This is a genomic window from Pseudomonas sp. GW823-FHT02C05 (assembly GCF_058797595.1).
In genome coordinates this window covers 1,890,705-1,911,639 of sequence record NZ_JBXAJU010000001.1, presented here as the reverse complement: position 1 = coordinate 1,911,639, position 20,935 = coordinate 1,890,705, and the positions used below count along the sequence as shown (strand labels likewise).

Below are 20,935 nucleotides of genomic sequence, written 5' to 3'. Positions count from 1 at the left end.
TTAGGCCCCCAGGAGGCAACGCCCATGGCATTCGGCAAGGTATTCATCGCCACCTCGGTCGATGGTTTCATCGCCCGCAACGACGGTGCCATCGACTGGCTGCCCAGTGGCGAGTCCGGTGAGGACTATGGCTACGGCGCCTTCATGGCGTCGGTGGACGGAATTGTCATGGGCCGTGCTACCTACGACAGCGTGCTGGGTTTCACCCCCTGGCCTTTCGACAAGCCGGTGGTGGTGCTCAGCCGCACCCTCCGTACGCAGGACGTGCCGCAGCGCCTGGAGGGCAAAGTACGCATCAGCGCGCTGCAACCGGTGGAGCTGGTGGCGCAGTTGCGGGCCGAGGGCTGGAGAACCGCCTACATCGATGGCGGCACCCTGATTCAAGCCTTTCTCCAGGCCGGGCTGATCGATGAAATGACCCTGACCCGGGTGCCGGTGCTGCTGGGCACGGGCCGCCCCCTGTTCGGCGCACTGCCCCGGGACCTGCACCTGCGCTGCGTCGATTCCCGGTGGTATCCGGATGGGCTGGTGAGCACCCGCTACCGGGTGGAGCGGGGCGCCGTCCATGACTGACCGGCCCAAGCGCAGCGGCCGCCCTGCCGCAGGGCGTGAACTGAGCCTGGACCAGGTCCTCGACGTGGGCCTGGAGCTGCTGGAGGAGCTGGGGCCCCAGGGGTTCGGTGGCCGGGCCCTGGCGCGGCAGCTGGGGATTACCCCGATGTCGGTGGCCTACCACGTGGGCGACCAGCGCAACCTGATGCGCCTGCTGGTGGAGCGGGTGCACGCCGAGCCGCTGGCCGAGCCGGCAGCGCAGTGGCCACCCGAGGCAAGAATCCAGGCGCTGCTGGGGGAGTACATGGCCCGGGTCCGCCGCCATCCGGCGCTGACCCTGTGCGTCCTCGGTGACCCGCAGCTGTTCGGCGGCTCCCTGGCCACCTTCAGCCAGCGCTTGCGCGAGGAAGTACGGGCCTTCGATGCAGACCCGGCGCTGTTCGACCTGCTGGTGGACTACAGCCACGGCCACGCCCTGGCGCTGGCCCTGGCCGGGGAGGGCGCGCAGGCGCTGGAGGGCGCTTTCGAAGCGGGGCTGCGCCGCTTGCTGCGCTAAGCGGCTTTCTACAGGGCGCCGGCGAGCATCGCGGCAAAGCGCCGGGCTGGCCATTCCTTGCGGTCCGACACCTGGCCGTCGCCCACCTCCACGAGGCGCAGTACGCCGTCGGCCCGCAACACCACATCCACCGAGAAGAACCGACTGTCGATCAGTGCCGCGCATTCGTGCACCAGCGCCGGTACTTCACCGCTAGCACCGTAAGCCTGGCCGTTGAGGACGAAGTAGCGGCGCTCGGTGTCATCCAGGTAGTCCTCGCGACGCCTGACGCAGACACCACCTTCGATCTGGCCGCGATACTGGCGCATGCGTTCGATCAGTGGCGCGATATCCGCGGGGGAGTGCACCAGGCTACCGCTGCCGGTGTTCAGCGATTTGACGTAGTCCTTGATGAAATACCCCGGCCAGTGGAGGTCCGCCAGGGCCTGGGTGAAGTTGGCGTCGGCCGCCAGCACCCGGGTTTCGCAAGTGAAGCGGGCCAGCCGCGGATACCACTGGGGCAAGTGATGGCAGTCCCGGTAGTCGGCAACGCTGGTGAAGGCAACGGCGCCCAGGCGTTGCAGATGCTCCACCAGTTCGCGGTAGCCTTCGGGCGTCAGCATCCAGCCGCGGTACAGCACCGGGGTGCCTCCTTCGAGGGCTGGCCGCGCCCGGAAATTGCCGCTCTCGAAATCCTCGAAGGAAAATAGCGAAGCGCTCAGGCCGGCGGCCAGAATCGCCTGGTATTCGTCGAGGTACTGCTCGTCCGGGCGCTTCGGGTCGAAGGGGTCGCTGGGGTAGAGAAGGTGCATGGCGAATCCTGCCAGTGAGGGTTTGCCCGGGCCCATGGGCGCCGGTGAAGTGAGATGACGGCCGATGATAACGGGATTTTCCAGGGCAATCCTCCTGGCCCGGGCGTTCATTACATCCCTGCACCTTTGTTCACAGAAAATCACCGACCCACGACAGATTCCAACACCGCTGCTGGGGATACTGGCGCCTGCTCCGCCGGAGCGCCAAGGACCGACGTGACTGGAGAACCCCATGCGTAGACTGTTGACCGCCGTGCTGATCTCGACCCTGGGGGCGGCCTCTCTGGTTCGTGCCGATGGACCAGCGCCATTTTCCAAGGTGTTCGAGGATATTTCGGCCGACCAGCCCGGCTGCGCCGCCGGGGTGATGCGCGGCGGCAAAGTGATCTGGAGCGCAGGCTATGGCGCCGCCGACCTGACCACCGGAGCGGCGATCCAGGCCGATACCCTGTTCAACCTGGCGTCGGTGTCCAAGCAGTTCACCGGGTTTGCCATCCTCCAACTGCAAGCCCAGGGGCGCCTGAGCCTGGAGGACCCGGTGCGGCGCTTTCTGCCGGAGCTGCCGGCCTATGCCCAGGGCATCAGGATCCGTCACCTGTTGCACCACACCTCAGGGCTGCAGGACTACATGCTGCTGGCCGAACTGGCGGGGATTCCCCTGAGCCAGCGCTTTACCCAGCAACAGGCCCTGGACCTGCTGGTGCGCCAGAACAGCCTGATGTTCCCGCCCGGCAGCGAATTCAGCTACAGCAACAGCGGCTACGTCCTGCTGTCGAGCATCGTCGAGCGAGCCAGCGGCCTGTCGCTGAAACACTACTCCCGGGCGAACATCTTTTTGCCCCTGGGCATGGATCACTCAAGCATCGTCGATCAGTACCCGGTGCAGTTGCCGAACCTGGCCCGGGGCTATGAACCGGGCGGGCAGGGCAAGGCCCAGGTGGCGGTGGATGCGCGCTGGGAGCAGACCGGCGACGGCCAGGTGCACAGCAATGTGGCGGACCTGATGCGGTGGTTGCGCAACCTGTCCACCGGGCGGGTCGGGGGCAAGGCGCTGGTGGAGAACATGCGCCAGACCGAGCCCCTGAACGACGGTGATCCCGGCTATTACGGCATGGGCCTTGCCAACCGCAGCTACCGCGGGCTGCAAGAGCTGTCCCACAGCGGCGGCTGGGCCGGTTTCAACACCGACGTGGCCTGGTACCCCAAGCTCGATGTGGCCACGGTGGTGCTGTGCAACAGCGATGACGGCCGTGCCTCGGAGCGCGGCCGCCAGTTGCTCGATACCCTGCTGGGCTCGCCGGCGCCGTCCGGGGAAGCGGACATTCCGCCGCCACCCCCGAGCATCCGGGCGCTGCCCAAGGCCTCGCTGAAAACGCTGGTGGCCGGCACCTACCTGGACGATGGCGGCCATCAGTTGCAGCTGCGGCGCAGCGGCAAGGGTTGGAGCCTGGAAACCTTCCCCGACGTCCTGCCGCTGACCCGGCAGAGCGATGAGGTGCTGGTGGCGGACAACGACGGCACCCCGATCTACCTCGCGGCGACCTCGGGAGGGCGGATCGCGCTCAACAACCCGGCCTCGACCTATGCCCTGGCCCCGCCCTGGAAGCCCGATGATATCCGCCCCTACGTCGGCCTCTATACCCTAGAAACCAGCCCCGGACAGCTCAAGGTCCATGCCCGGCAAGGCAAGCTTTATGTACGCATCGGCCTGTACACCTACCCGATGCAGCCCCTGACCGCTGAGCGTTTCAGCGCCGGGGAACTGGGGGTGCTCAGCTTTGCCGAGCAAGGCGCGGTGCTGACCAGCAGCGTGGCGCGCCACTTGAGGTTTCGCAAGGTGGCGCAGTAGTGTTCCGGCCCCAATTGTGGACCCCTCAAACCCGCCGGCTACGGCCCAGCAACCACAACAGGTAGAAACCTCCCAGCAGGCCGGTCATCAGGCCGATGGGCAGGTTGGCGTGGAACGCCAGGCGCTGGCTCAGCAGGTCTGCGGCCAGGAGCAATACCGCGCCCATCAGCGCGCCCGACCCCAGCGGCACTTCGGCGCTGCGGGTCAGGCGCCGGGCCAGTTGCGGGCCGGCCAGGGCGATAAAGGCGATGGGCCCGGCAGCGGCGGTGGCGATGGCAGTGAGGCCGACGGCGGCCAGGACCATGATCAATCGGGTGCGCTCCACCGCGACCCCCAGTTGGCTGGCGGTGGCGTCGCCCATTTCCAGCAGGTTGATGCGCCGGGCGTGGTACAGGGCGATCGGGGCGATCAGCAGCAGGCCCAGGGCCGCCGGTAGTACATGGGACCAGGTGCGGGTGTTCAGCGAGCCGGCCAGCCACAGTTGGGCGAACATCGCCTGGTCGAGGTTGCCGCTGACCAGCAGGATGCTGTTCAGGCCGGACAGGCTGGCGCCCACGCCGATGCCCACCAGCACCAGGCGATAACCCCCGCTGCTGTGGCCGTTTCGCGCCAGCAGCAACACCAGCAGGGCGGTGCCCAGGCCGGCCGCCACTGCCGCCAGGGACGTGGCCAGGGGGCCGGCATCGAACAGCATGATCTGCACGATGGCGCCACTGGCGGCGCCGGTGGTGAAGCCGATCACGTCCGGCGAGCCCAGGGCATTGCGCGAGATCGACTGGAAGATCGCCCCGGCCATGCCCAGTGCCGCGCCCACCAGGGTCGCGGTCAGGGCCCGGGGCAGGCGCACGCGTTGCAGCACCCGCTGGGCGGTGGGGTCCTGGCCCTGGCCCAGCAGGTTGGCCAGTACCTGTTCCGGGCCCAGTGACAGGCTGCCGGTACCCAGCAGCAGCGCCCAGAGCAGCAGCATCGCCACCAGCAGCACGGCGCAGACCAGGGCCGTGCGCGGTTGCCAGCGCAGCGAGAGCGAGCCCAGGCGCAGGGCCTTGAGCCCCTTCACAGGCGGCTCAGGCGAAAGCGCCTGACCAGTACGATGAAGCACGGCCCACCCAGCAGCAGGGTGATGATGCCGGCGGCGATTTCTTCCGGCGCTGCCACCACCCGGCCGAGCACGTCCGCCCCCAGCAGCAGGCCGGCGGCCAGCAGCGCCGAGTAGGGCAGGATCCAGCGGTAGTCGGTGCCCACCAGCATCCGCGCCAGATGGGGCGCCACCAGCCCGACAAAACCGATCGGCCCGGCCACGGCGGTGGCGGCACCGGCCAGCAGCATCACCGCCAGGCAGGCCAGTAGCCAGGTCAGGCGCAGGTTCACTCCCAGGGCGCGCCCCAGGTCCTGGCCCAGGGCCAGGGCGTTGAGCTGGGCGGCGATCCCCAGGGCCAGGGCCAGGCCCAGCGCGATGGCCAGGGCCGGAACCTGCAGCAGGGCGAAGCCGCTGCCGGACAGCGAGCCCGCGGCCCAGTGGCGAAAGTGATCGAAGACCTCGGGTGGGCTGTTGAGCACGATGATCCCGGTCAGTGAAGTCAGCATCACTGACAGTCCGGCGCCGGCCAGCACCAGGCGCACCGGGTTGGTCCCGGTCTCATGGGCCTGCCCCAGCAGGAACACCACCACTCCCGCCAGCCCGGCGCCGCCGAACGCCAGCCACAGGTACTCGGCCAGGCTGGTCAAGTGCAGCAGCGCCACGCCGCCGATCACCGCCACGGCGGCGCCGGCATTGATGCCCAACAGGCCCGGTTCGGCCAGCGGGTTGCGAGTCACCGCCTGCATCACCGCGCCGGCCACCCCCAGGGCGAGGCCGGCCAGCAGGGCGATCAGGGTCCGGGGCAGGCGCAGTTCACGCAGGATCAGGTGCTGGTCGTTGTGCAGGTCGGGTGCCTGCAACGCCTGCCAGGTCACGCTCAGGGGGATCGCCCGGGAGCCGATGGCCAGGCTCAGCAGGGCCAGCACCAGCAACAGCAGCAGCCCGGCCAGCAGGCCCCAGGTGCGGTGGTGAGGGCGCGACAGCGGTCGGGCCAGGGGCTGGGCAACGAGGTTCATGGCTTAGCGAAAGTGCGCGGCGACGGCATCGATCATCTGCCGTCCCGAGTAATAGTCGATGCGAAACGAACTCGGGCCCAGGGCATACACCCGCCGGTTGATCACCGCTGGCAGGTTGGCCAGCACCGGGTCGGCGAGGAACGCCTGCACGTCGCCGTCGGTGGCGCTGAGCAGGAACACGCTGTCACCGGTGATCGCCGCCGGCAGGTTTTCCCGGGAGATGAACTGGAAGTCCGACGCCCGGGTGACCTTGCCCGCCAGCGCCTCGGGCAGCTCCGCGACCTTGAAGCCAAGAGCGCCGAGCAGCCGGGCCTGGGGGCTGTTCAGGCGGCCGATGGAATAGCTGCCGGCAATGTTGTAGCCCACCACGCTCACCGGCCCCGGGGGCGGGGTGATGCGGGCGGCGGTTTGCGCGGTGTACTGGTCGAAGCGCTGGATCGCCGCCCGGGCCTGTTGCTCCAGGCCGGTGCGCTGGCCCAGGGCGGTGGCGATGTCTTGCCAGCTCTGGTTCGAGTAGTCCACCACCAGGGTCTCCAGGCCCTGGGCCTGCAGCTCGCTGCGGTGGGCGACCACGCTGTCGGCGCCGGTGGCGGACACCACCAGCAGGTCCGGGTCAGCGGCGATCACCGCTTCAATATCGAATTGCAGGTTGCGGTACAGCACCGCTACGCCGCGCTGCCTGGCCACTTCTGCCCACTGGGAAAAGAACCCGCGCTCATCGGTGAGGCGGCTGGGGGTGGTGGCGGCGCTGGCCACCAGCGGCGCATCCATGGCCAGCAGGATCCCGGTGACGCTGGGGCTGGTGGAGACGATACGGGTGGGGGTGGTGCTTGCCCCGAGGGTCAGCTGGCAACTCAGGGCCAGGACCGCTGCACTGAGCAGCCGGGCGCAAAGGCGTGGGTTCATCATCGATCCATCGGACGGTAAAGGGTGGGGCGCAGGGGCCTGAACAGCAGAACCATATGATAATGCTTCTCATGCAATGCGTTCCATATTGTAGAATCCATTCCGCAATTGCAATACTGCAAGCGCTTGTCTCCCAAGGAAAACCCCGCCATGACTCACCGTTTGCACGCCGATGCCGTGACCTTGCGCCACGACGCGCGAATCATTTCCCAGGGCCTGTCCCTGAGCATTCCCGACGGCTCGTTCACGGTCATTGTCGGGCCCAACGCCTGTGGCAAATCCACCTTGCTGGCGGCGTTGTCCCGGCTACTGGCACCGGCTGAAGGGCGGGTGGTGCTCGATGGCAAGGACATCCGCCAACTGCCGGCCCGGGAAGTGGCCCGGCGCCTGGGCCTGCTGCCGCAAAGCGCCATGGCGCCGGATGGCATCAGCGTCGCCGAACTGGTGGCGCGCGGGCGCTATCCGCACCAGTCGTTGCTGCGCCAGTGGTCGAAGGAGGATGAGCAGGCGGTGCGCGGGGCGATGGCCGCGACCCGGGTCGAGGCGCTGGCCGAACGCTTGCTGGACGAGTTGTCCGGCGGCCAGCGCCAGCGGGTGTGGATCGCCATGGTGCTGGCCCAGGAAACGCCGATCCTGCTGCTGGACGAGCCCACCACCTACCTGGATATCGTCCATCAGATCGAGCTGCTGGAGCTTTTGGCCGAGCTCAACCGCCAGGGCCGGACCATCGTCGCGGTGCTGCATGAGTTGAACCAGGCTTGCCGCTATGCCAGCCACCTGATCGCCCTGCGCGACGGCGCCATCGTCGCCCAGGGCGCGCCGGCGGCGATCTTCACCGAGGCCCTGGTGGAGCAGGTGTTCGGCCTGGCCTCGGTGATCATCCGCGACCCGGTCAGCGGCACGCCGTTGATGGTGCCCAAGGGCCGAATCGACCCGGCCTGAAGCCACGGCTCAGGGGCGCGCCGGCAACGCTTCCTGGGGCACGCGCTGGCCACCGGTGGCCTGATTGACCTGGGCCGCTTCATGGAACAGCGCATCGCGGTCTTGCGGGGCCTGCAATTGCCCCAGGTCAGTGACCGTGGTCATCACGCAGACGATCTCCTGCTGGGCGTCGAATACCGGCGCGGCCTGCCCGGTGACGTTGGACAGCAGGTGGCTGGTGAGTTCGGCCCAATGCCGGCGTCGTACCTCGTCGAGCACCGCGGCACTGGGCGGGGTGCCGCGAAAATGCGCCGGCTGCTGCTTGCGCGCCGCGTCGATCACGGCCTTGGGCAGAAAGGCCTGGAACACCAGGCCGCAGGCGGTGTTGTCGATGGGCAGGATGTCCCCCAGGGCCAGGGGGTTGATGGAGAAATAGGCGCTGCGGTACCAGCGCACCAGAGTCGGCCCGCGGTCGGTCCAGATCGCCACGCCCCCGCTGGCGGCATGCCGCTGGGCCAGGGCTTTCATGCGCTGGGCGGCGATGTCCACCGCATCGATGCGCTTGAGCGCGCCAATGCCGATGCTCAGGGCCGCCGGGCCCAGGTCGTACAGGCCACTGAGCGGGTCCTGCTTGGCCAGCCCTTCCTTGACCAGGCTTTGCAGGTAGCGGTGGGCGGTGGAGCCACCCGTGCCGGTGCGCCGGGCCACTTCCCCCAGGGCCAGCTCGCCCTCGGCATTGGCCAGGGTGTTGAGAAAACGCGCGGCGATCGACACCGACTGGATCACCCCGGAACGTTTTTCCGGCGGTGCATCCAGGGTCTCGTCCAACGGGGGCTGCGAACTGTTCAACGGCTGGGTCTCCTCACCAATGTCTGGCCGCGTGGGGTACGCAGGCTACGGCCTGCGCGGCGCTGGCGCTAGCGGCGGCCATGATACCGGTTCCACCGCCTGCCTGGGACGGGGGAATGCGCCCGGGCCAAAAGTGTAGATCATTCCAATTTGCAGAACGTATTCCGTATTGAGGAATATCATGGCAGCGTGATAGCCTAATCGTGAAAGAGGATCATTCTCATTTGGAAGGAAGTTTTGATGGCCCTTACGCACCGCACATTCAGTCACGGTATTGGCGTTCTCACCTTGTCCACCCTGCTGGCGAGCCCGCCGCTGATGGCCGAGGACAGCAGGCAGCCGGACAAGCCAGGGAAAGGCAGCCTGGCCCTGGAATCGCTGGTGGTCACCGGTGAGAAACTCGACCGCGAGCTGAAGGACACCGCCTCCTCGGTGTCGATCATCACCGACCGCGATATCGACCAGAACAAGACCGGCGATGCGTCGGTGTCGGAGGTCATCAACGGCAGCCCCAACGTGATCTACACCGATTCGGTGGGCGCGCCGATCATCCGCGGCCAGGACACCCAGGGCCCGAACAACGGGCAGAACGTGTTCTGGGGCGGTACGGTGCCGCGGGCCACCATCAACCTGGACGGCCACTACCTGAACTACAACGAGATGTTCTTCGGCGCGACCTCGGTCTGGGACCTGGACAGCATCGAGGTGTTCCGCGGCCCGCAGACCACCTCCCAGGGCGCCAATGCGATTGCCGGGGCGATCATCGTCAACACCAAGAACCCGACCTTCACCCCCGAGGCGGCCTACCAGGCGGAGATCGGCAGCTACCACTCGCGGCGCAGTTCGGTGGCGGTGTCCGGGCCCCTGGCCCAGGACTTTGCCGGGCGCCTGGCAGTGGACTATTCGGCCCGCGACACCTTCATCGACTACGACAACCCGAAGTTCCAGGGCGGCAAGACCGACCAGGATTTTCGCAACCTCAATGCCCGGGCCAAGCTGCTGTGGTTGCCCACCGACATTCCAGGGCTGGAAAGCCAGTTCACCTTCGCCCACAACGACAGCAACCGCCCGACCCAGGAAGCCGCCTCGGCGCCGTTCCACAAGCTGGAGCACAGCTCCACCACCATGCCGTCCTGGGAACAGGACACCAACACCAGCATCCTCGACGTCTCCTATGAGCTGGGTAATGGCCTCAAGCTGTTCAACCAGGCGCAGTATTCGCTGTCGTCGGTGCACCGGGTGACCGGGGCGGCGGGCGAGGGCGATGCCGACATCCACCAGAAGAACGCCTCCAACGAGTCGCGCCTGACCTTCGGTGAGAAAGAGGACCTGCTCAGTGGCATGGGCGGGATCTACTACGCCCGCACCCGCACCGACGAAACCCTCAACCTGCGGGGCCGTTCGGCCTTCGACGACACCAAGACCAACCTGGGGATCTTCGGCGAGCTCAACTACCGGCTCACCGACCTGTGGACCCTGAGCACCGGCCTGCGCTACCAGCAGGACCACATCGAGCGCACGGGCAACTCGGTGCTGGCTCCCGGCGCGCTGAACTACGACAAGACCTTCTCCACCGTGCTGCCCAAGGTTTCCCTGGCCTACGCCGCCACCCCGCACTGGACCGTGGGCGGCCTGGTCAGCCGGGGCTACAACCCGGGCGGTGTGTCGCTGAACCTGACGACCCGGCAGTGGGCCTATTTCAAGGAAGAGTCGATCTGGAACTATGAGCTGTTCAGCCGCGCGAGCTTTCTCGACGACCGCCTGCTGATCAACACCAACCTGTTCTACATGGATTTCAAGGACGCCCAGTACAACATCCCGGTGGTGATTTCCCCGGGGGTGGCACAGTCCTACACCATCAACGCCGAGAAGGCCCACGCCTATGGCCTGGAGCTGGATCTGGACTATCGCCTGCTGGACAACCTGCGGCTCAAGGCCAGCGCCGGTACCTTGCGCACCCGCATCGACAAGATTTCCAGCAACGCCGACTACGCCCACAACGAGTTTGCTCGCTCGCCGGGCTACACCCTGAGCGTCGGCCCCAGCTGGGACATCACCGAGCGCCTGAACCTCAATGCCCAGGTGCGCTACCTGGACGGCTACTACTCGGATACCGCCAACACCTCGGCCTATTCGATCAAGCCCTACACCCTGACCGATGCGCGCATGAGCTACCGCTTCAACGACCAGGTGCAGCTCTATGGCTACGTCAAGAACGTCTTCGACGACCGCTCGCCCACCTACATGCAGCAGAACCGCGGCATCGGCGGCATCGAGGCCAGCATGACCCAGCCACGGACCCTGGGCATCGGCGTCAAAGGGGCGTTCTGAGGCCCCCGGGAACCCGTCGCCGGCCGCCCCCCGAGGCGCTGCCGGCGTTCACTCGTACACAGGAGATTGGCAACAGATGAGTAACCGCAAACGCCTGCATATCGGCATGTCCCTGGCCCCCACCTGGCTCAGTGGCGATGCCTGGCGCCAGCCCGACAGCAATATCGAAGGCATCTACAGCGCCGACTTCGCCGTGGACATCGCCAAGCGTTCCGAGGCCGCGCACCTGGATTTCGTGTTCCGCCCCGACGTCAGTTGCCTGAACATGGACGGCCTGGAAAGCGGCTCGGGTTTCGCCAGCCTCGATCCCACGGTGCTGCTGGCGTGCATCGCCCGGGAGACGTCCCGCATCGGCCTGGTGTCCACCGTTTCCACCACCTTCTTCCCGCCCTATGTGGTGGCGCGCCAGTTGCAGTCGCTGCATTGGGTGAGCAACGGCCGCGCCGGCTGGAACATCGTCACCGCCTTGCAGGGCCACGAGAACTTCGGCCTGGAGGCCATGCCCGGCGCGGATGAGCGCTATGCCCGGGCGGCAGAGTTCACCCGCCTGGTGCACGACCTGTGGGCCAGCTACCCCAACCAGGCGCTGCTACTGGACCGGGAGAACGGCCGTTACGCCGACCGCAGCCAGGTGCACCCGGTGGACCATGCCGGCGAGTACTTCCGGGTGCGCGGCCCGCTCAACCTGCCGGCGTTCGGCAAGGCACGGATTCCCCTGGTCCAGGCCGGCGCCTCAGACACCGGTCGCGACTTTGCCGCCTCGGTGGCCGACCTGGTGTTCGCCCCGACCCCGGACAAGGATGCGGCCCTGGAACTGCGTCGCGACCTCTCGCAACGGGCCCGGCGCCACGGCCGCCGCCCCGAGGACATCCGCCTGCTGCCGGGCCTGAGCCTGTACCTGGCGCCGACCCGGGAACAGGCCCGCGAGCTGTTCATGCAAACCCACGGGCGCCCGGACAACGCGCGCAAGTTCGCCTCGATCCAGCAGATGATCGGCCTCGATTTAAGCGACTGGCCCCTGGACCGCCCGGTGAGCGCCGCCGACCTGCCGGCCCCGGTGCACAACCCCGGCAGCCGCACCCACACCAACCTGCTGCGGCGGTTGATCGAGCGCGAAACCCTGCGCCTGGACGAACTGCTGCTGCGCCCGGAAGTGATTTCCGCGGCCCACTGGCAAGTGATAGGCACCGCCGAAGATGCATTTGCACAGATCGTCGAATGGGCCGAGGCCGGCGCCATGGACGGCTTTATCGCCGCGCCGGGGGGCTCGATCCGTTCGATGCACATTTTCCTGGAACAGGTGATACCGATGCTGGTGGAGGCGGGGCTGTTTCGCGAGCGCTATAGCGGCACGACCTTTATCGAACACCTGCAAGAGCAGGATTGACCCGGGGCCTGCGAGAAATATCCGGCTTTGAGTGGCGGGCGCTATGGTTGTTTCTCCACAACGTGCGCCCGGATCATGCCGGGCGATCCTAACCCCGCAGTCAATAAAAGGAATGCAACATGAAAGTCAGTGCACGCAACGTGTTCAAAGGCCGGGTCAGCCAGGTGGAAGAGGGTTCGGTCAACGCCGAGGTGGTGCTGTCCCTGGAGGGCGGCGAGCAACTGGTGGCGGTGGTGACCCTGCAAAGCCTGCGTAGCCTGGGCATCGCCCCGGGCACCGAGGCCCTGGCCCTGGTCAAGGCACCCTGGGTGATGCTCATGACCGATGCCGAGGGCATCCGCCTGTCCGCTCGCAACTGCCTGCAGGGCAAGGTGATCAGCGTCACCGATGGTGCGGTCAACGCCGAAGTGGTGCTGGAGCTCAGCGGCGGCAGCCAGGTGTATTCCATCGTCACCCGCGATGCGGTGACCGAACTGGGCCTGGCCCCGGGCGTCAGCGCCACGGCGGTGATCAAGGCGTCCCACATCATCCTGGGCGTGCCGGCCTGATACCCGGTGGTTTCGATCGAGCAGGGGTTCAGGCGCTGTCGGAAGCTCCGGCATCCGCCTGCGCCCCCGGGTTCTCGATGCTTGCGGCAGAGTGCGTACTGCCAATGAACAGGTACATGGCCGGCACCATGAACAGGGTCAGCAGGGTGCCGATGGACAGCCCGGCAAAGATCACCAGGCCCATGTCGTGGCGGCCCGCCGCGCCGGCGCCGGAAGCCCAGACCAGCGGCACCACCCCCAGGACCATGGCCGCGGTGGTCATCAGGATCGGCCGCAGGCGCACCGCGGCGGCTTCTTCGATGGCTTCGCGCTTATTGTGTCCGGCGCGCTGCAATTGGTTGGCGAACTGCACGATGAGGATCCCGTGCTTGGTGATCAGCCCCAGCAGCGTCACCAGCCCGACCTGGGTATAGACGTTGATCGAGGCGAACCCCATGGTGATGAAGGCCAGGGCGCCGAACAGCGCCGGCGGCACCGAGAACAGGATCACCACCGGGTCGCGGTAGCTCTCGAACTGGAACGCCAGGGCCAGGTAGACGATCAGGATCGAGAACAGCAGCAGGCCGACGAACCCCCCCGATTCCTGGATGAACTGCCGTGATTCGCCGGCGTAGTCGCTGGAGTAACCGGACGGCGCCACCTGTTCCAGAATGCCCTTGAGCCGGGCCAGCAACTCGCCCTGGGACACGCCGCTGACCCCGGACAGGGTCGCCGAGTTGAGCTGCTGGAAGTGGTTGACCGACTCAGGCTCGGTGGAGGTTTCGATATGGGCCACGGTGCGCGCTGCAATCATCGCCCCCGACGGGGTACGGATGTAGTAGTCGAGGATCTGTTCGGGGTTCAGCCGGTCCACCTGCAGCACCTGGGGGATCACCTTGTAGGAGCGCCCGGCGGTGGAAAAGTAGTTCACATAGTTGCCCCCCAGGGCCGCCGAGAGCGCGGCGCCGACGTCGGCCTGGGTCATGCCCAGGGCGGCGATCTTTTCCCGGTCCACCACCAGCTTGGCCTGGGGCTTGTCGAGCTTGAGGTCCAGGTCGGAAAACCAGAACAGCTGCTGCTTGGTGGCCTCGGCCAGTACCGCCTGGGCCACCTCGTTGAGGTTGGCCAGCGACTCGGTGGTGCTGATCACGAACTGCACCGGCAGGCCCTGGGCGCCGGGCAGCGAGGGCAGGGGGAAGGCGGCGATGGTGGCGCCGGGCACCTGGTTCCACTTCTGTTGCAGGTCGAGGATCAACTGCGCCTGGGAGCGGTCACGATCCTCCCAGGACTTGAGCAGCACCCCGCCCAGGCCCTGGTTCAGCGAGGGCAGGCCGGTGAGCTGGAACATCTGCAGGTACTCGGGCTCCTTGTTGGCGATCTGGAACGCCTGGTCGGCAATCCACTCCATCTGCTGCGGCGAGGCGGTGGGCGCGCCCTTGATCTGCATGAACACCAGGCCCTGGTCCTCGGTGGGCGACAGCTCGCTCTTGGCGGTCAGGCCACTGGCGGCCACCAGCACGAACAGCAGGAAGCCGAACGTCACCAGCACCGGCCAGCTATCCAGCCCGGCCGCCAGCACCCGGTGGTAGCGCCCCCGCAGCCAGTCGAAGTAGCGGTCCAGGCGCTTGGCGAACCGGCCTTCCTCCTGGCCGCTCTTGAACAGCCGCGAGGTCATCATTGGCGACAGGGTCAGGGCGATCACCGCCGACACCGTCACTGCGCCGGCCAGGGAAAAACAGAACTCCTTGAACAGCGCCCCGGTCAGGCCGCTGCGCAGGCCGATGGGCACGTAGGCGGCGATCAGCACCACGGTCATGGCGATGATCGGGCCGCCCAGCTCGCGGGCCGCCAGCAGCGCCGCCTCCAGTACGCCGCGGCCTTCCTCCTTGATATGCCGGTCGACGTTTTCCACCACGATGATGGCGTCGTCCACCACAAGACCGATGGCCAGCACCAGGGCCAGCAGGGTCAGCAGGTTGATGGAATAACCCAGCAGGTACATGACGAAGAAGGTGCCCACCAGCGACAGCGGGATCGCCACCAGAGGCACGATCACCGCACGGAACGAGCCGAGGAACAGGTAGATCACCACCGAGACGATGATCATGGCTTCCACCAGGGTCTTCACCACCTCGAAGATCGAGGTGTTGATGAAGGCCGTGGAGTCGTAGACGATCTCGCCGCGCACCCCGGCCGGCAGTTGCGATTGCAGTTCGGGGAAGGCTTTGCGCACGTTGTCGGCGACGTTGAGGATGTTGGCGGTGGGCGCTGCCTTGATGCCGATGAACACCGAGCGCTTGCCGGAGAAAGCCACGCTGCTGTCGTAGTTTTCCGCCCCCAGGGTGACGTTGCCCAGGTCCTCCAGGTACACCAGGGCGTCGCCGTTGTGCTTGACCACCAGGCGCTTGAATTCGTCCACCGTGTGCAGGTCGGTGCCGGCGGTGAGGTCCACGGTGATCATCTGCCCCTTGGTGGAGCCCACGGCGGACAGGTAGTTGTTGTTGCCCAGGGCCGTGGCCACGTCCTGGGCGGTGACGTTGTGGGCCGCCAGCTTGTCCGGGTCGAGCCAGGCCCGCAGGGCGAACTGGCGGCCGCCGAGGATCTCTGCGGTCTGCACGCCTTCCAGGGAATCGAGCTTGGGCTTGACCACCCGCACCAGGTAGTCGGTGATGTTGTTGGTGGCCAGGGTGTCGCTGTAGAACCCCAGGTACATGGCGTCGGTGGTCTGGCCCACCGCTACCGTCAGCACCGGTTCCTGGGACTGGGCCGGCAACTGGTTCTTCACCGAGTTGACCTGGGTGTTGATCTCGGTCAGCGCCTTGCTGGAGTCGTAGTTCAGGCGCAGGGTCGCGGTAATGGTGGAGAGCCCGGTGATGCTGGTGGACGACAGATAGTCGATGCCCTGGGCCTGGGCGATGGCGGCTTCCAGGGGCTGGGTAATGAAACCGGCCACGGTGGCGGCGTCGGCCCCGTAGTAATAGGTGCTGATGGTGACCACGGTGTTTTCCGTGCGCGGCCACTGGTTCACCGGCAGCTCGAAGATCGAGCGCAGGCCCAGGATCAGGATGAACAGCGAGACCACCACGGCCCAGACCGGACGCTTGATAAAGGTATCGGTGAAGTTCATGGCGGGCCCTAGTGCTCTTGCGGCGTCGGCGAAGGATCGTTGCGCGGCGCGTGGCTGTTGTCGACTTTCACCGGCGAGCCGTTCTTGAGTTTCATCTGGCCGCTGGTGATCACCAGGTCGCCTTCCTTGACCCCTGACAGCACCGCCACCTGGTCGCCACGGTTGGGGCCGGTTTCGATGAAGGTCTGCTGCGCGGTGAGCACTGCGTCGCCCTGGTCGTTGTTCTTCTGGCTGGCGATGAACACCGTGGTGCCGTAGGGGTTATAGGTGACCGCGGTCTGGGGCAGGGTCAGGTAACGCTGGGTGCCGCCGGAGGCCACCACGGCCCGGGCGAACATGCCGGGCACCAGGCTGCGCTTGGGGTTGTCGATGGTGGCTTCCACCGTGACGTTGCGGGTGTTGGGGTCGAACTGGGTGTCGATGGAGCTGACCCGGCCGGTGAACGTCTGTTTGGGCAGGCCGTCGGCGCTGACCGTGACGCTCTGGCCCAGGGCCACCTGCTGCACCTGGGCCTGGGGCACGTTGAAGTCGATGTAGATCGGGTCGAAGGTCTGCAGGTTGGCGATCTTGTCCCCCGGGTTGAGGTATTGCCCGGGGTTGACCGCGGTGATGCCGATGCGCCCGGCAAAGGGCGCGCGGATGCTCTTCTTCGCCACCAGCGCGCGCTGCTGTTCGGCAGCGGCCAGCTTGGCCTTGAGGTCGGCTTCGTCGGCCTCGACCAGGGCCTGGGACACCGCGCTCACCTTCAGTTGCGCCCGGTCGCGCTTGAGCACCGTGCCGGCCAGGGCCGCGGTGGCTTCCAGGGAATGCAACTGGGCGATGTCGGAGTCGGCATTCAACTGCACCAGCAGGTCGCCGGCGGCCACTTCCTGGCCGGGCTTGAAGCCGATGCTGCGCACGATGCCGCCGACCTCGGTGGTCACGTCCACCCCGCGCACGGTCTTCATCGAGCCCACCGCGGAGACGCTGGGCTGCCACTCTTCGTACTGGGCCTTGATGGCGGTAACCACCGCGGGCGGCAGGGGCACCTTGGCCTGGGCGATCAGCTTGGAGATCTGCGCGAACTTGACCCCGCCGATCACCGCGACGATCAGCAGCACCACGCCGAGCATGATCAGCATCGGCCGCAGCAGCCGGCGCTTGCGCGGCGCCTGGGGGGCCGCGCCGGGGGGCGCAGGGGAGGGGCTGGAGTGGACATCGGCCATGGCGGATCTCACTTAAGGCAAGGGTGCAGGTCGAGTGGACGGCGCGGCGGCTGCCGGCCCCTGGAGCCGGCCCGGCTGGCCGGCTTGAGCCTGTTCGCGGTGCTGGGCCGCGGGCGGCGGGTACATCTCCTTGAGCGACGGCCAGCCGAAACGATCGGGGCTGCCGAGGCTGTCGGGATCGACATCCTGGCGCTGCCACCAGCCGCCCCCCAGGGCCTGGAACAGCGCCGTGGTGTCGCTGTAGCGGGCGGCCTGGGCCCGCACCCGGCTGACAATCGCGTTCTGGTAGGTCTGCTGCGCGGTCAGCAGGTTCAGGTAGCCCACCGCGCCCAGGCGGTACTGGGCCTGGGCCAGGTCCAGGCTCTGGCGCGCGGCGGTCTCGGCCAGCACTTGCTGTTGCAGGGCCTCGGCGTCGGCCTGCAGGGCACGCAGGGCATTGGCTACGTCCTGGAAGGCGGTGATCACCGTGCCGCGATAGCGCGCTGCGGCCTGCTCATAGGCGGCCACCGCGGCGCGCTTGCGATGCTCCAGGGCGCCGGCGTCGAACAGCGGCTGGGCGATGGAGCCGGCCAGGCTCCAGACCCCGGTGCCGGAGGAAAACAGTTTGGTGCCCGCCAGCGCCGTGGAGCCCAGGGAACCGGTAATGCTGAACTGCGGCAACTGGTTGGCGATGGCCACGCCGATATCGGCGCTGGCCTGATGCAACTGGGCCTCGGCGGAACGCACGTCGGGCCGCTGCTCGACGATGGCCGAAGGCAGGCTCAGGGGCAGTTCCTCGGGCAGGTGCAGGGAGGCCAGCTGGAAGTGTTCGCCACGGTCCTGGCTGGGGAAGCGACCCAGGTAGGCCTGCAACTGGTTGCGGGTCTGGGCCAGCTGTTTCTGCAAGGGCGGCAGGGTGGCGCGGGTCTGGGCCAGGGTCGCTTGCTGGGTCAGCAGATCGCTGTCGCCGATGGCACCCAGTCGACGCTGGGCCTGCAGCAGGTCGAGCTGGTCGCTCTGCAGGCGAATCACGGTTTCGGTGGCGGCGATCTGGTCACGGATCGAGGCCAGGCTGATGGCGGTGTTCACCAGGTTGGCGGTGAGGGTCAGGTAGGTCGCCTCCAGCTGGTAGCGCTGATAGTCGGCCTGGGCACCGCTGGCCTCGATCTGCCGGCGGGTGCCGCCAAACACGTCGGGGGCGTAGGACACACTCAGGGACGCCGAGTTGACCGTGAAGATCTGCGCCGCAGAGCCCCCGGCCGCTGCCGCACCGCCGCTGGAGCCCAGGGCGCTGGCGGCGGACACCTTCTCGCGGGTTTTCGAGGCCGAGGCGCTGAGGGAGGGAAACAGCGACGCCTGTTCGGCGTACAGCAGTTCATTGGCCTGGCGCAGCGCGGCCTGGGCGGCGTCGATATCCGGGTTGGCCTGCAGCGCTTCCTGCACCAGGGCATCGAGTTGCGGCGAGCGGAACAGCGTCCACCACTGCCCGGGAATGTCCATGCCGTTCACCAGTCGCTGCGCCGCGCCACCGGCGGCGACCCCCGCCGTGACGGTGCCGGGCGGCAGGGGCGTGGCGCTGTAGCCGGCGTCCCGGCTCAGTTCCGGGCGGCTGAAATCCGGCCCCACGGCGCAGCTGGCGAGGGCTGCGATGCAGATCAGGTTCAGAGACGAGCGGGCAAGCAACAGAAGAGACAGGTGCCCAGAGGATTTTCGACCGGTACCTTCGTCCCTGTGAGGACGCCGGCCGCCAGTGGCTACAGGCAGCAGCTGTGGCTTGTTCATATTCTCTCTAATTGAGCAATCAGTGAGTGAGATCAACAGGAATATGGAGAGCGGCGCGACGGCAGGGCAGGCACCCCCCTCAAGCGCTGGGCTGCGCGAGGTGTAATGAACGTTAATGGATGAGTCGGCTAACCGCCAATAGATGAAATCTTGTGCCGGAAGGTGATCGGTGGGGCTTGAGCTATCCCATCTGCCGGGAGGGAGCGGCCAATTGGCATCGCTTGCGGCGGCAGCTGTCTCGGCCAGGCTACCAGTGATCAAACAGCTGCTTGACCTGGGTTGCCGCATTGCAGCGCAGCAGCGCCTGGCGAAACCGCGGGTTGGTAAACAGCCGGGCGGTGTCGGCCAGCAGGTCCAGGTGCTGCTGATCGGCGGGAGCGGGCACCAGCAGCACCAGGATATCGCTGACCGGCTGCTGGTCCGGGGCGGCAAAGGCCATGGCGGTCTGCGGCCGCAGGTACAGCGCATGAATGCGATCGAGCTCGGCGAGCCGCGCGTGGGGCACCGCCACCCCTTCACCGATGGCGGTACTGGCGGCCAGCTCCCGGCGCCACAGGCTGGCGGCCACCCACTCCGCCGGCAGTTGCCGGGTCTCTTGCAAGTGCTGGCCGACCTGCTCGAACAGGCGCTGCTTGTTGGTGACATTGACCGCCAGGAGGATGTCTTCGACCTGCAGATAGCGGGCGACTTTGCTCATGGGTTTCTCCGGGAATGACAGGGTGCTTTCTTCAGCTTGGCTCCAGGCACTATTCAAGCGTATTTGCCGAGCGAAGGGAGCAATGAGCAGGCAGTCTTTACGAACTCTTTAGGCGGGTGCCACCTTGGAGAAAGCAAGCCTTGATCCGGCACGTGTCGCGATGACGGCCGTTGCGGGACGCCTTTGAGTGCCAGGTGCAGCCCGGCGTCAGTTCGACGCCGGGCTGGCGACTTCAGCGTGCCGCCCAGGCGTTGAAGCGCTGTTCCAGTTGCTCGCCGTGGTCGGCCCAGAACGCCGCGTCAACCGGCACCTGTTGCGCGAGGTTCTGTGGTGCAGTAGGCAGTTCGGCAATGCGCGCCTTGTCGAGCAGACCCATGGCGGCGAGGTTGGCCGCGCCGTAATCGATATGCTCGGAGAACAGCTTTTGCTGCCCCGGCGAGACGGAGAAGCTGATGAATTGGTAGGCCTTGGCCTGCTGTGAGGCTCCGCGCGGGATGGCCCAAGAGTCGAACTCGTAGAGGCCACCGGACCAGACAATGTCCAGGCCGTATTTTTTGCGCTGCTCAGCCGAGAGGCGGCCGTTGTACACCGAGGTCATCACTACGTCCCCGGCTGCCAGGTACTGGGGCGGTTGGGCCCCGGCTTCCCACCATTGAACGTGGGGCTTGATCTCATCCAGCTTGGCGAACGCACGGTCCTGGCCTGCCTTGGTGGCCAGGACCGAATAGAGCTCCTGAGACTCGACACCATCGGCAATCAACGCGAACTCCAGGGTCGACTTGGCCAGTTTGCGCAGGCCTCGTTTGCCGGGGAATTTCTCCACGTCCCAGAAATCCTTCCAGCCGCTGGGCGCCTGCGCCAGCTTGTTGGCGTTGTAGGCCAGGACGGTTGAATAGACCAGGAAACCAATCCCGCAGGGCTGGATGGCGCCGGGTACGAACTCCTTGCTGTCGAGGCCGAGTTGAACGGGGTCCAGTGTTTCGAACATCCCCTCGTCGCACCCTCTGGCCAGTTCGGCGGACTCCACTTCGACGACGTCCCAGGAGACGCTGCCGGTGTCGACCATCGTCTTGACCTTGGCCATTTCGCCGTTGTATTCGCCTGCGATGATTTTGCCACCGCCGCTTCGTTGCCATGGCTGATAGAAGGCCTTTACTTGAGCCTCCTTGTTGGCCCCACCGAAGGAAACAATGGTGAGGTCGGCAGCAAGCCCAAGGGAGGTGGTCATCACGCCTGTGGCCAGGGCGGTGAACTTCAGAGTTTTGATCATTATTATTATCTCCTACGCTACAAGGATGTCTTCGGGACATTCCGGTACACCGGGGTCGTTCTGACTGCGTTGGTCAGAACAACGAGGCGACTGTCGCGAAGCCGCACAACCA

General features: G+C 66.7%; 17 protein-coding genes. 7 read left to right on the top strand and 10 right to left on the bottom strand.

Going from position 1 to position 20,935, the window contains the following annotated elements; translation table 11 throughout:
* Positions 1 to 24: 24 nt before the first annotated feature.
* Positions 25 to 573: a dihydrofolate reductase family protein gene (locus AC1RGE_RS08585; protein ID WP_492583980.1), complete on the top strand. Its 549-nt coding sequence runs from the start codon at positions 25 to 27 to the stop codon at positions 571 to 573.
* Positions 566 to 1,108: a TetR/AcrR family transcriptional regulator gene (locus AC1RGE_RS08580; RefSeq protein WP_015636058.1), complete on the top strand. Its 543-nt coding sequence runs from the start codon at positions 566 to 568 to the stop codon at positions 1,106 to 1,108. The genes AC1RGE_RS08585 and AC1RGE_RS08580 overlap by 8 nt, the downstream gene beginning before the upstream one ends.
* Positions 1,109 to 1,116: 8 nt before the next feature.
* Here the strand turns inward: AC1RGE_RS08580 and AC1RGE_RS08575 are convergent, their stop codons facing one another.
* Entirely contained in the window at positions 1,117 to 1,899 is a 783-nt protein-coding gene (locus AC1RGE_RS08575) for an ATP-grasp domain-containing protein (protein WP_019094349.1), read from the bottom strand.
* Positions 1,900 to 2,131: 232 nt separating this feature from the next.
* On the opposite strand from AC1RGE_RS08575, the gene AC1RGE_RS08570 reads away from it, so the two are divergent.
* Positions 2,132 to 3,748: a serine hydrolase domain-containing protein gene (locus AC1RGE_RS08570; RefSeq protein WP_103290016.1), complete on the top strand. Its 1,617-nt coding sequence runs from the start codon at positions 2,132 to 2,134 to the stop codon at positions 3,746 to 3,748.
* 25 nt (positions 3,749 to 3,773) lie between these two features.
* On the opposite strand, the gene AC1RGE_RS08565 is transcribed toward AC1RGE_RS08570, so the two are convergent.
* The 3 genes from AC1RGE_RS08565 to fepB are packed head-to-tail and all read right to left on the bottom strand — an operon-like array spanning position 3,774 to position 6,751.
* Positions 3,774 to 4,805 (bottom strand): FecCD family ABC transporter permease, encoded by a 1,032-nt coding sequence (locus AC1RGE_RS08565; protein WP_220222843.1) that lies wholly within the window; start codon positions 4,803 to 4,805, stop codon positions 3,774 to 3,776.
* On the bottom strand, positions 4,802 to 5,842 hold the full coding sequence (locus AC1RGE_RS08560; RefSeq protein WP_015636053.1) for a FecCD family ABC transporter permease: 1,041 nt from the start codon (positions 5,840 to 5,842) through the stop codon (positions 4,802 to 4,804). Before AC1RGE_RS08560 ends, AC1RGE_RS08565 begins: the two co-directional genes overlap by 4 nt.
* Positions 5,843 to 5,845: 3 nt before the next feature.
* Positions 5,846 to 6,751, bottom strand: a complete 906-nt coding sequence (gene fepB / locus AC1RGE_RS08555) for a Fe2+-enterobactin ABC transporter substrate-binding protein (protein ID WP_492583978.1) — start codon at positions 6,749 to 6,751, stop codon at positions 5,846 to 5,848.
* Between the two features lie 147 nt (positions 6,752 to 6,898).
* On the opposite strand from fepB, the gene AC1RGE_RS08550 reads away from it, so the two are divergent.
* Complete coding sequence (locus AC1RGE_RS08550) at positions 6,899 to 7,690, top strand: ABC transporter ATP-binding protein (RefSeq protein WP_492583976.1); 792 nt, start codon at positions 6,899 to 6,901, stop codon at positions 7,688 to 7,690.
* Between the two features lie 9 nt (positions 7,691 to 7,699).
* Here AC1RGE_RS08550 and AC1RGE_RS08545 read toward each other — a convergent pair whose 3' ends face one another.
* On the bottom strand, positions 7,700 to 8,485 hold the full coding sequence (locus tag AC1RGE_RS08545) for an IclR family transcriptional regulator (RefSeq protein WP_169893601.1): 786 nt from the start codon (positions 8,483 to 8,485) through the stop codon (positions 7,700 to 7,702).
* Positions 8,486 to 8,755: 270 nt separating this feature from the next.
* Between AC1RGE_RS08545 and AC1RGE_RS08540 the strand changes: the two genes are divergently transcribed.
* From AC1RGE_RS08540 to AC1RGE_RS08530, 3 genes are all read left to right on the top strand, one after another.
* Positions 8,756 to 10,849: a TonB-dependent receptor gene (locus tag AC1RGE_RS08540; RefSeq protein WP_026020119.1), complete on the top strand. Its 2,094-nt coding sequence runs from the start codon at positions 8,756 to 8,758 to the stop codon at positions 10,847 to 10,849.
* A gap of 76 nt (positions 10,850 to 10,925) precedes the next feature.
* A complete protein-coding gene (locus AC1RGE_RS08535) occupies positions 10,926 to 12,236 on the top strand; it encodes an NtaA/DmoA family FMN-dependent monooxygenase (RefSeq protein ID WP_011061896.1) in 1,311 nt (436 codons plus the stop codon).
* 119 nt (positions 12,237 to 12,355) lie between these two features.
* A complete protein-coding gene (locus AC1RGE_RS08530) occupies positions 12,356 to 12,784 on the top strand; it encodes a TOBE domain-containing protein (protein ID WP_015636050.1) in 429 nt (142 codons plus the stop codon).
* 28 nt (positions 12,785 to 12,812) lie between these two features.
* Here AC1RGE_RS08530 and AC1RGE_RS08525 read toward each other — a convergent pair whose 3' ends face one another.
* From AC1RGE_RS08525 to AC1RGE_RS08505, 5 genes are all read right to left on the bottom strand, one after another.
* Entirely contained in the window at positions 12,813 to 15,890 is a 3,078-nt protein-coding gene (locus AC1RGE_RS08525; RefSeq protein WP_492583974.1) for an efflux RND transporter permease subunit, read from the bottom strand.
* Between the two features lie 8 nt (positions 15,891 to 15,898).
* A complete protein-coding gene (locus tag AC1RGE_RS08520) occupies positions 15,899 to 17,095 on the bottom strand; it encodes an efflux RND transporter periplasmic adaptor subunit (protein WP_041774313.1) in 1,197 nt (398 codons plus the stop codon).
* A 12-nt stretch (positions 17,096 to 17,107) separates the two neighbouring features.
* Positions 17,108 to 18,856, bottom strand: coding sequence for an efflux transporter outer membrane subunit (locus tag AC1RGE_RS08515; RefSeq protein ID WP_492583972.1), 1,749 nt, complete (start codon positions 18,854 to 18,856; stop codon positions 17,108 to 17,110).
* 247 nt (positions 18,857 to 19,103) lie between these two features.
* Entirely contained in the window at positions 19,104 to 19,553 is a 450-nt protein-coding gene (locus AC1RGE_RS08510) for a PTS sugar transporter subunit IIA (RefSeq protein WP_492583970.1), read from the bottom strand.
* A gap of 232 nt (positions 19,554 to 19,785) precedes the next feature.
* Positions 19,786 to 20,823 (bottom strand): ABC transporter substrate-binding protein, encoded by a 1,038-nt coding sequence (locus AC1RGE_RS08505; protein WP_492583968.1) that lies wholly within the window; start codon positions 20,821 to 20,823, stop codon positions 19,786 to 19,788.
* Between the last annotated feature and the right edge of the window lie 112 nt (positions 20,824 to 20,935).

Coding starts and splice junctions, on each gene's coding strand:
- AC1RGE_RS08585 (WP_492583980.1), top strand. CDS start 25: ATGGCATTCGGCAAGGTATTCATCGCCACCTCGGTCGATGGTTTCATC.
- AC1RGE_RS08580 (WP_015636058.1), top strand. CDS start 566: ATGACTGACCGGCCCAAGCGCAGCGGCCGCCCTGCCGCAGGGCGTGAA.
- AC1RGE_RS08575 (WP_019094349.1), bottom strand. CDS start 1,899: ATGCACCTTCTCTACCCCAGCGACCCCTTCGACCCGAAGCGCCCGGAC.
- AC1RGE_RS08570 (WP_103290016.1), top strand. CDS start 2,132: ATGCGTAGACTGTTGACCGCCGTGCTGATCTCGACCCTGGGGGCGGCC.
- AC1RGE_RS08560 (WP_015636053.1), bottom strand. CDS start 5,842: ATGAACCTCGTTGCCCAGCCCCTGGCCCGACCGCTGTCGCGCCCTCAC.
- fepB (WP_492583978.1), bottom strand. CDS start 6,751: ATGATGAACCCACGCCTTTGCGCCCGGCTGCTCAGTGCAGCGGTCCTG.
- AC1RGE_RS08550 (WP_492583976.1), top strand. CDS start 6,899: ATGACTCACCGTTTGCACGCCGATGCCGTGACCTTGCGCCACGACGCG.
- AC1RGE_RS08535 (WP_011061896.1), top strand. CDS start 10,926: ATGAGTAACCGCAAACGCCTGCATATCGGCATGTCCCTGGCCCCCACC.
- AC1RGE_RS08530 (WP_015636050.1), top strand. CDS start 12,356: ATGAAAGTCAGTGCACGCAACGTGTTCAAAGGCCGGGTCAGCCAGGTG.
- AC1RGE_RS08525 (WP_492583974.1), bottom strand. CDS start 15,890: ATGAACTTCACCGATACCTTTATCAAGCGTCCGGTCTGGGCCGTGGTG.
- AC1RGE_RS08520 (WP_041774313.1), bottom strand. CDS start 17,095: ATGGCCGATGTCCACTCCAGCCCCTCCCCTGCGCCCCCCGGCGCGGCC.
- AC1RGE_RS08515 (WP_492583972.1), bottom strand. CDS start 18,856: ATGAACAAGCCACAGCTGCTGCCTGTAGCCACTGGCGGCCGGCGTCCT.
- AC1RGE_RS08510 (WP_492583970.1), bottom strand. CDS start 19,553: ATGAGCAAAGTCGCCCGCTATCTGCAGGTCGAAGACATCCTCCTGGCG.
- AC1RGE_RS08505 (WP_492583968.1), bottom strand. CDS start 20,823: ATGATCAAAACTCTGAAGTTCACCGCCCTGGCCACAGGCGTGATGACC.